8 protein-coding genes and 1 riboswitch are annotated in these 8,674 nt (G+C 69.7%); of the genes, 3 read left to right on the top strand and 5 right to left on the bottom strand.

The features are described from left to right. Window positions 1-281: 281 nt before the first annotated feature. Window positions 282-1,049 carry a class I SAM-dependent methyltransferase gene (locus AOK00_RS03765; RefSeq protein WP_055598875.1) on the top strand — a complete coding sequence of 256 codons (768 nt, stop codon included), beginning with the start codon at window positions 282-284 and terminating at the stop codon, window positions 1,047-1,049. An 18-nt stretch (window positions 1,050-1,067) separates the two neighbouring features. Here the strand turns inward: AOK00_RS03765 and AOK00_RS03770 are convergent, their stop codons facing one another. The 5 genes from AOK00_RS03770 to thrC all read right to left on the bottom strand — a co-directional run bounded on the left by AOK00_RS03770 (window position 1,068) and on the right by thrC (window position 5,980). Next, window positions 1,068-1,538, bottom strand: coding sequence for an SRPBCC domain-containing protein (locus AOK00_RS03770; protein WP_055598876.1), 471 nt, complete (start codon window positions 1,536-1,538; stop codon window positions 1,068-1,070). 190 nt (window positions 1,539-1,728) lie between these two features. Then, on the bottom strand, window positions 1,729-3,357 hold the full coding sequence (groL, locus tag AOK00_RS03775) for a chaperonin GroEL (RefSeq protein WP_055598877.1): 1,629 nt from the start codon (window positions 3,355-3,357) through the stop codon (window positions 1,729-1,731). Window positions 3,358-3,765: 408 nt separating this feature from the next. Further along, on the bottom strand, window positions 3,766-3,969 hold the full coding sequence (locus tag AOK00_RS03780) for a cold-shock protein (protein WP_015035246.1): 204 nt from the start codon (window positions 3,967-3,969) through the stop codon (window positions 3,766-3,768). A 407-nt stretch (window positions 3,970-4,376) separates the two neighbouring features. Continuing rightward, complete coding sequence (locus AOK00_RS03785; protein WP_055598878.1) at window positions 4,377-4,655, bottom strand: MoaD/ThiS family protein; 279 nt, start codon at window positions 4,653-4,655, stop codon at window positions 4,377-4,379. A 14-nt stretch (window positions 4,656-4,669) separates the two neighbouring features. After that, entirely contained in the window at window positions 4,670-5,980 is a 1,311-nt protein-coding gene (gene thrC / locus AOK00_RS03790) for a threonine synthase (RefSeq protein ID WP_079041823.1), read from the bottom strand. Further along, a riboswitch (SAM riboswitch) is annotated at window positions 5,974-6,118 on the bottom strand. (Overlaps the previous gene by 7 nt.) A gap of 149 nt (window positions 6,119-6,267) precedes the next feature. On the opposite strand from thrC, the gene AOK00_RS03795 reads away from it, so the two are divergent. Both AOK00_RS03795 and AOK00_RS03800 read left to right on the top strand, forming a co-directional pair. Further along, the gene (locus AOK00_RS03795) at window positions 6,268-7,209 is read left to right on the top strand and encodes a glucosyl-3-phosphoglycerate synthase (protein ID WP_055598880.1); all 942 of its coding nucleotides are present in this window, start codon (window positions 6,268-6,270) and stop codon (window positions 7,207-7,209) included. Window positions 7,210-7,273: 64 nt separating this feature from the next. Further along, window positions 7,274-8,674 (top strand): hypothetical protein (locus AOK00_RS03800; RefSeq protein WP_216822230.1); only part of this gene is annotated, 1,401 nt, incomplete at its 3' end.

Consider the following 8,674-nt stretch of genomic DNA (forward strand, 5'->3'; position numbering starts at 1 on the left):
GCAGAGGCGGGGAACGACGGGACGCCATTTTCGAACCCGTTCAATCCGGCTCGGACCATGGCTGCGCAGCGGGCCTGATTCCCTGCGGAAACCCGCCCCGGAGACGCCCCGGAAGGCCCCTTCCCGGGGCTGGGCGGGCACGAGGGGCCCCGCGGACGGACCCGCCCCGCGAAGGGCCCCAGCGCCCCTCGACGGCCATCCAACCCTTCCGGCCACCCCGCCTGACCTGGGCTTTTACCTCAACTCGCCTTATTCTTGAGGGACTCGGAGGGGAGATCCACATGGGCCTGAACGACCGCAACGACCTCACTGTCCGCCACATCCGAACCATCGACGACGTACTCACCCTGCTCGACGGGCTGTTCGTGCCCGACGCCGACCGGTGGACGCGGGGCGGGGCCGACTGGTGGGACGGGTTCTACGCCGACCGGGACAAGCCCGTGCCGTTCTTCGTCGCCAAGCCCGACGAGAACCTGGTCTCGTACGTCGAGCGGGGGCTGCTCCCCGCCGGTGGCGGACGTGCCCTCGACCTCGGGTGCGGGCCCGGGCGGAACAGCCTGCACCTCGCGTCGCTCGGGTACGAGGTGGACGCCGTCGACCTCTCCGCCACCGCGATCCGCTGGGCGGAGGAGCGCGCCGCGGAGACCGGCGAGCGGGGAGTGCGGTTCGTGTGCGGCGACGCCTTCGCGCCCGGGACCGCACTCGACGGGCCGTACGACCTCGTCTACGACTCCGGCTGCTTCCACCACCTGCCGCCGCACCGCCGCATCAGCTACCTCGCGCTCCTGGACCGCGTCCTCGCGCCCGGCGGACACTTCGCGCTCACCGCGTTCGCCGCCGGAGAGGGCGGGATGGGTTCCGAACTGCCCGACGCCGACTTCTACCGGAAGGGCGGGCTGGACGGCGGACTCGCTTACACGGACGCCTCGTTGCGCGGCATCTTCGCCGGCCTGACCGACATCGAGGTCCGTCGCATGCGCGACGAGGCCGCCGACTCCCCCGCCTTCGGCGAAGCCTTCCTCTGGACGGCGCTCTTCCGACGCCCGTGACGTCGCGGCGGCCGGCCCTCACATCGACTTCAGGTGCTCCGCGAGGCGGTCGTACTGCTCCCGCACCCCCGCCTCCATGCCCGCCGCCAGCGCCTGGTCCCTGATCTCGTTCGACGGCCAGAAGGACGTGCTGGTCAGGGCCGTACCGCCGTCCGGGGTCGCGTCGAAGGTGAGCGTGACACGGACCGGATCGGCGTCCGGCATCTGCTCGAAGACCTCCGTGTAGTCGAGCCGCTCGACCGGGACGACGTCCTCGTACGTGCCGGAGAAGACGATCTCCTGGCCCTCCGGTGCGGTCTGGCCCCAGCGCCACGCACCGCCCACCCGCAGATCGATGTCGACGACCGTCGTGGTCAGCGCCGACACCCCGTACCACTCCCGGACGTGCCCGGGGACCGTCCACGCCTCCCAGACCCGGGCCGGCGGGGCGTCGAAGGTGCGGGTGATGACCAGCTCACGGTCGGCCGGGGTCGTCAGGAGGGTGACCATGGTCCGTTCCCTTCACGAAGGGGCACTTCCAGGATCACCCCGCCGTCCCCACCCAGCACTTCCAGCTCTTCCGTGCACCAGGTGCACCCTTGGAACGCCCGAGGGCGGCACCCCGTGCAGGGGTGCCGCCCTCGGTCCGTTCGTGCGTCCCGCTTTCCGCGTTCCGCGATGAACCGCCGATCCCGGAGGATCAGAAGTCCATGTCACCGCCCGGCATGCCGCCGCCGGCCGGCGCGGACGCCTTCTCCGGCTTGTCGGCGATGACGGCCTCGGTGGTGAGGAACAGCGCGGCGATCGACGCGGCGTTCTGCAGCGCGGAGCGCGTGACCTTCGCCGGGTCGATGATGCCCTCGGCGATGAGGTCGACGTACTCGTTGGTCGCGGCGTTCAGGCCGTGGCCGACGGGCAGGTTGCGGACCTTCTCCGCCACGACGCCGCCCTCGAGGCCGGCGTTGACCGCGATCTGCTTCAGCGGGGCCTCAAGGGCCAGCTTCACGATGTTCGCGCCCGTGGCCTCGTCACCCGTGAGGTCGGCCTCGAGCTTCTCGAAGACCGAGGAAGCCTGGAGCAGGGCCACGCCACCGCCGGCGACGATGCCCTCCTCGACGGCCGCCTTCGCGTTGCGAACGGCGTCCTCGATGCGGTGCTTGCGCTCCTTGAGCTCGACCTCGGTCGCGGCACCGGCCTTGATGACCGCAACACCGCCGGCGAGCTTCGCCAGGCGCTCCTGCAGCTTCTCGCGGTCGTAGTCCGAGTCGCTGTTCTCGATCTCGGCGCGGATCTGGTTCACGCGACCGGCGACCTGCTCGCTGTCACCGGCACCGTCGACGATGGTGGTCTCGTCCTTGGTGATGACGACCTTGCGGGCGCGGCCCAGCAGGTCGAGGCCCGCGTTCTCCAGCTTCAGGCCGACCTCCTCGGAGATGACCGTGCCGCCGGTGAGGATGGCGATGTCGTTCAGCATGGCCTTGCGACGGTCGCCGAAGCCCGGGGCCTTGACCGCGACGGACTTGAAGGTGCCGCGGATCTTGTTGACGACCAGGGTCGACAGGGCCTCGCCCTCGACGTCCTCGGCGATGATCAGCAGCGGCTTGCCCGACTGCATGACCTTCTCCAGGAGCGGGAGCAGGTCCTTCACCGAAGAGATCTTGGAGTTGACGATCAGGAGGTACGGGTCGTCGAGCGACGCCTCCATACGCTCCATGTCGGTGGCGAAGTACGCCGAGATGTAGCCCTTGTCGAAGCGCATACCCTCGGTGAGCTCCAGCTCCAGACCGAAGGTCTGGGACTCCTCGACGGTGATGACGCCTTCCTTGCCGACCTTGTCCATCGCCTCGGCGATGAGCTCGCCGATCTGGGTGTCGGCGGCGGAGATGGAGGCCGTGGAAGCGATCTGCTCCTTGGTCTCGACATCCTTCGCCTGCTCGAGCAGGGCGCCGGAGACGGCCTCGACGGCCTTCTCGATACCGCGCTTGAGGGCCATCGGGTTGGCACCGGCGGCCACGTTGCGCAGGCCCTCGCGGACGAGCGCCTGGGCGAGAACGGTGGCGGTGGTCGTACCGTCGCCGGCGACGTCGTCCGTCTTCTTGGCGACTTCCTTGACCAGCTCGGCGCCGATCTTCTCGTACGGGTCCTCGAGCTCGATCTCCTTGGCGATGGAGACACCATCGTTGGTGATCGTGGGGGCGCCCCACTTCTTCTCGAGGACGACGTTGCGACCCTTGGGGCCGAGGGTGACCTTGACGGCGTCAGCGAGCTGGTTCATGCCGCGCTCGAGACCGCGCCGGGCCTCCTCGTCGAACGCGATGATCTTGGCCATGTGAAGTGGTCCTCCCGGACATGGGGTGGATAACGCTCCAGGACCGCGCCGACGCCCGCGACGGACGGCCTCCGCAGCTCCGCGTGGTTCCTTGCCCCACCCGGCCGGCGGCCTCGTCTGCCCGATCCTCGTAGCACTCTCACCTTCCGAGTGCTAACGCCAATGATTAGCACTCGCCCTATGAGAGTGCAAGCGACTCTCGACGATCGGGATGTGGGGCAGGGGGTTGCGGGAGGGGCGCGAGAGGGGCGCGGAACGTGCTCGGAACAGGCGCTGACGGGGCGCTGAGCAGGCGCGGAACGGGCTCCGCAGGGGACATGGTCAAGCTCGGAACGCGCGAGGGGTCCGCATCCCCTCAGGGATGCGGACCCCTCGACGGCGTTGCGTCGGTGGCCGATCGCGCCGCGCTCAGACGGCGAGCTTGACCATGTCCGCCTGCGGACCCTTCTGGCCCTGCGAGATCTCGAACTCGACTCGCTGTCCCTCTTCGAGGCTGCGGTAGCCATCCATCTGGATCGCGCTGTAGTGGACGAAAACATCCGCACCACCGTCGACCGCGATGAAGCCGTAGCCCTTCTCCGCGTTGAACCACTTGACGGTGCCCTGAGCCATGCCTAACTCCCCTATTACTGGCCCTTGCGCGGGACCCGCACTTCGCGGAACCCGGGTCAGACCCTGCGCCGGAACGCGTCGACCGCGGCTGAATGTATCTGCCCAACTGCCCTCTGCAACAGGTCAATCGAGCGAGAATTCTGGGCGCCACGGAAAGGCGAATTGGGGAGAATCCCTTGAATTACCGGGCAAGTCGGGCCCGGCAAAGCGTGCAGAAGGTACACAACGCGCACGCACTTTGGCTGCTTCTTGTCGTGCGGGGACGCATTCTCATATGCGCCCGGCATGAGCAGCGGAGGGGACTTCCCCAACTCTACCGCGCTCAACCATGCAGAATTGCCCCTTCCGCTTTATGGCGCGGAAGGGGCAATTAAGAAAGACGGGACAAGCGGCGGGCCCCGCAGGGCTCAGCAGCCTCCGGCGACGGCCGGGATGATCGAGACGCCGGCGCCGGCCGGGGTGGCCGTCTCCAGGCCCTGCTCGAAGCGCACGTCGTCGTCGTTCACGTAGACGTTGACGAAGCGGCGCAGCTTACCCTGGTCGTCCAGGACGCGGGCGGCGATGCCCGTGTGGTTCTTCTCCAGGTCCGCGATGACCTCGGCGAGGGTCGTGCCCTCGGCCTGGACCTCGGACTGACCGCCCGTGTAGGTGCGGAGGATGGTGGGGATGCGGACGTTCACGGCCATGTCTTCGTAACCTTTCAGAGGGCCAGGCCGGCGTCGCGGAACGCGTCCAGGCTCGGGCGGATGGTGACGGTCGCCTGAGAGGTGTCGGCCACCGCGTCCAGGGTCTTGAGTCCGTCGCCGGTGTTGAGGACGACGGTGGTGAGGTTCGGGTCGATCAGCCCGTTCTCGACGAGCTTCTTCGCGACGCCGACGGTCACGCCGCCCGCGGTCTCGGCGAAGATGCCCTCGGTCTGCGCGAGGAGCTTGATCGCTTCCACGACCTGCACGTCGTCGACGTCCTCCACGGCACCGCCGGTGCGGCGGGCGATGTCGAGGACGTACGGGCCGTCCGCCGGGTTGCCGATCGCGAGCGACTTGGCGATCGTGTTCGGCTTCTGGGGCCGTACGACGTCGTGGCCGGCCTTGAAGGCCACCGACACCGGGGAGCAGCCCTCGGCCTGGGCGCCGAAGATCTTGTACGGCTTGTCCTCGACGAGGCCCAGCTTGATGAGCTCCTGGAGACCCTTGTCGATCTTCGTGAGCTGGGAGCCGGAGGCGATCGGGATGACGAGCTGGTCGGGGATGACCCAGCCGAGCTGCTCGCAGATCTCGTACGCCAGCGTCTTGGAGCCCTCGCCGTAGTACGGGCGGAGGTTGACGTTGACGAAGCCCCAGCCCTCGCCCAGCGGGTCGCCGATGAGCTCGGAGCAGAAGCGGTTGACGTCGTCGTAGTTGCCCTCGATGGCGACGAGGTCACCGCCGTAGACACCGGCCATGACGACCTTGCCCTGCTCCAGGTCGTGCGGGATGAACACGCAGGAGCGGAAGCCGGCACGGGCGGCGGCGGCGCCGACGGCGCCGGCCAGGTTGCCCGTGGAGGAGCAGGAGAGGGTGGTGAAGCCGAAGGCGCGGGCGGCCTCGATGGCCTGGGCGACGACCCGGTCCTTGAAGGAGTGGGTCGGGTTGCCGGAGTCGTCCTTGACGAAGAGCTTGCCGGGGGCGACGCCGATCTCGCGGGCGAGGTTGTCGGCCTGGACGAGCTTGGTCCAGCCCGGGTTCAGGTTGGGCTTGTCCGCGACGTCGGCGGGGACGGGCAGCAGCGGGGCGTAGCGCCAGATGTTGGCGGGGCCGGCCTCGATCTGCTTGCGCAGCGCCTCGGGGTCGCCGGTGGGGAGGTCGTACGCGACTTCGAGCGGTCCGAAACAGAGTTCGCAGGCGAAGATCGGGCCGAGCGGGAAGATTTCACCGCATTCCCGACAGGAAAGTCCCGACGCGGGACCGAGGTCGACCGAAGTGGCGGGGGTAACAGTCTGTACAGCCATGGAGGCGAGGCCCTTTCTCCTCATCTTTCCCATGACGAATTTTTCGCCATGAGACGGATTTGGCACCTTCCCTAGCCGGGAGCCTCGCTGGAGGACGAGTAACCGACTGGAGGGTTGCCGGGGCTTCAACGGGCCGTTTCCCTCTGCCCCTCTGGATGAGCGGTATTCGATTGTGAAGCGCGGTGAACTTTCGTTCCTGCGCTCCGGCGCGGGCGGCACCCCGACGTGCATCGGGCATCCGCGTTGTTCAAGACTGTAACCGAAGGCCCGGACGCTTGGACCGGCCGTCCGAACCGCGAGATGGAGATCACGTGCTGGAAGAGGTGGAGCGCTGGCTGGGCCGGCGGTCCTGGTCCGTGGCGGACCGGCCGCTGGAGCGGATCCTCGCCGCGAAGCGGAACACGAAGGTCAGCGTCGTCCTGCCGGCGCTGAACGAGGAGGCGACGGTGGGTGACATCGTCGCCGTGATCCGGCGCGAGCTCATGTCGGAGGCGGTGCCGCTCGTCGACGAGCTGGTGGTGATCGACTCGGGCTCCACCGACCGTACGGCGGAGGTGGCGGCGGCGGCCGGGGCGCGGGTGGTCGCGCGGGACGCGATACTCCCCCGGATACCGGCCGTGCCGGGCAAGGGCGAGGTCCTGTGGCGGTCGCTGATGGTGACCACCGGGGACGTCGTGTGCTTCATCGACGCGGATCTGCGGGACTTCTCGGCGGACTTCGTGTCGGGGATCGTGGGCCCGCTGCTCACCGACCCGGACGTGGACTTCGTGAAGGCGATGTACGACCGCCCGTTCGGAGACACCCCTGGTCAGGGGGGTCGGGTGACGGAGCTCGTGGCGCGTCCGCTGCTGAATCTGCACTGGCCGCAGCTGGCCGGTTTCGTACAGCCGCTGGGCGGCGAGTACGCGGCGCGCCGGTCCCTCCTCGAACGGCTGCCCTTCCCGGTCGGTTACGGGGTGGAGCTCGGCCTGCTCGTGGACGCGCTGCACACGGTGGGCCTGGACGCGCTCGCGCAGGTGGACGTGGGGGTGCGCAAGCACCGGCACCAGGACGGGCAGGCGCTGGGCCGGATGGCGGCGGCGATCTACCGGACGGCGCAGCTGCGGCTCTCGCGAGGACATCTGGTGCGGCCGCGGCTGACGCAGTTCGAGCGGGGCGAGAAGGGTTTCGAGCCGCGGACGTACGCGGTGGACACGGAGGAACGGCCGCCGATGGCCGACATCGTGGAGTACGCGCGCCGCCGGGTGGCCTGACCTCCCGGCCCGACCGCGTGGCGTAACGCCGGATGATGATCCGTTTTGCATACATTGCCCTTTTATGCGCTGCAGACAACATCACCTGGGCAGGGTGCTCGCGGCCGTCGTGGCCGTCGGACTGGCGGCGGGCTCGCTCGCGTTCACCGCGGCGGGTCCGGCCGCGGCGGACGTCGTCGAGCCCTTCGGCAAGCGGTACGACGCGTCGCTGTACGGCGACTTCACGACGATCGGCAACACGGTCATGGGCTGTCCGACCGCCCCCGCCGATCCGGCCGCCCGTTGTGCGACGGCGGCGAGCGGCCGGGGCCCGGACGGCAACGACACCTTCGTGATGCGGCGGATCGACGCCGGCGGCATGGGGAGCGACCACGGCTCCAGCACCGGCCGGGTGCGGATCCCGGCGGGCGCGGAGGTGGCGTACGCCCGGCTCTTCTGGGGCGGCAACGACGGCACGTTCAAGGGGCCGGGCGGGGCGCGGCTGAACCGCTGCGACGTCTCCGGCGCCGACGTCGGGCGCTCGCCCGGCGACCCCACGACGACCGCACCGGTGATCAAGGTCGGTGCGGGTCCCGCGACCCCGGTCTCGATCGACAGCATGGTCGCCGACCCGGCCGACACCGACGGCCCGCACTACTACACGGGCGAGTCGGACGTGACGGCCGCCTTCGCGGGCACGTCGGGGACGGACGCGCAGGTGGCCGTCGGCAACATCTGGGCCCCCGACGGCAAGGGCTGCGTGGCGGGTTGGTCGCTGACCGTCGTCCACGAGTTCCCGGGCCCGGACCCGGTCCGCGCGCCCGAGCGGCGGAAGGTGTACGTGTACGGCGGGCACGTCCTCCAGCGCTCGACCTCCCCCGCGACCACGATCACCGTGGACGGCTTCCGCCGGAGCGGCGGCAGGGCGCGGGCCGGCGTCACCGCGTACGAGGGCGACCGGAACACCCCGGGCGACACCTTCCTCGTCGGCGGCAAGAACGTCACCGACGCCCGCCGGGGCAGCGCCGACAACTTCTTCAGCGGTGCGGACGACGGTGCCGTCGCCCCCGACCTGGCCGACAACCTGAGCATCGACGTGAAGGCCTTCGACATCCCCGACGGCGCCGTCCCGCAGGGCGCCACCTCGGCCGATCTGACCTTCGCGACGCGCGGCGACACCTACGTGCCCTCCGCGCTGGCCTTCTCCGTGCCCGTCCCCGACCTGGAGATCACCCAGCTGAAGACCAGGAACCCACCGACCGAAGACGGACGGCTCCGCACCAGCCTGGAACTTGAGACACCCCGTTCCACCTGTGGACACGGCAGGGAGGACCCGGCCTGCGGAGCGGCACCGGAGGTCGTGAGTCCGAAGCCGACACCGACGCCCACACCCACGCCGGTGGACCCCACGCCCACCCCCGTGGACCCGACGCCCGCACCGGTGGACCCCACACCGGCCCCCGCCGGGTCCACCGGTGCGGGCGTC

It is taken from the genome of Streptomyces aureus (genome assembly GCF_001418135.1).
GTDB classification, from domain to species: domain Bacteria; phylum Actinomycetota; class Actinomycetes; order Streptomycetales; family Streptomycetaceae; genus Streptomyces; species Streptomyces aureus_A.

What these genes read in the sequence shown, in the direction of transcription:
- AOK00_RS03765 (WP_055598875.1), top strand. Translation starts at nt 282, where the DNA reads ATGGGCCTGAACGACCGCAACGACCTCACTGTCCGCCACATCCGAACC.
- AOK00_RS03770 (WP_055598876.1), bottom strand. Translation starts at nt 1,538, where the DNA reads ATGGTCACCCTCCTGACGACCCCGGCCGACCGTGAGCTGGTCATCACC.
- groL (WP_055598877.1), bottom strand. Translation starts at nt 3,357, where the DNA reads ATGGCCAAGATCATCGCGTTCGACGAGGAGGCCCGGCGCGGTCTCGAG.
- AOK00_RS03780 (WP_015035246.1), bottom strand. Translation starts at nt 3,969, where the DNA reads ATGGCTCAGGGCACCGTCAAGTGGTTCAACGCGGAGAAGGGCTACGGC.
- AOK00_RS03785 (WP_055598878.1), bottom strand. Translation starts at nt 4,655, where the DNA reads ATGGCCGTGAACGTCCGCATCCCCACCATCCTCCGCACCTACACGGGC.
- thrC (WP_079041823.1), bottom strand. Translation starts at nt 5,980, where the DNA reads ATGAGGAGAAAGGGCCTCGCCTCCATGGCTGTACAGACTGTTACCCCC.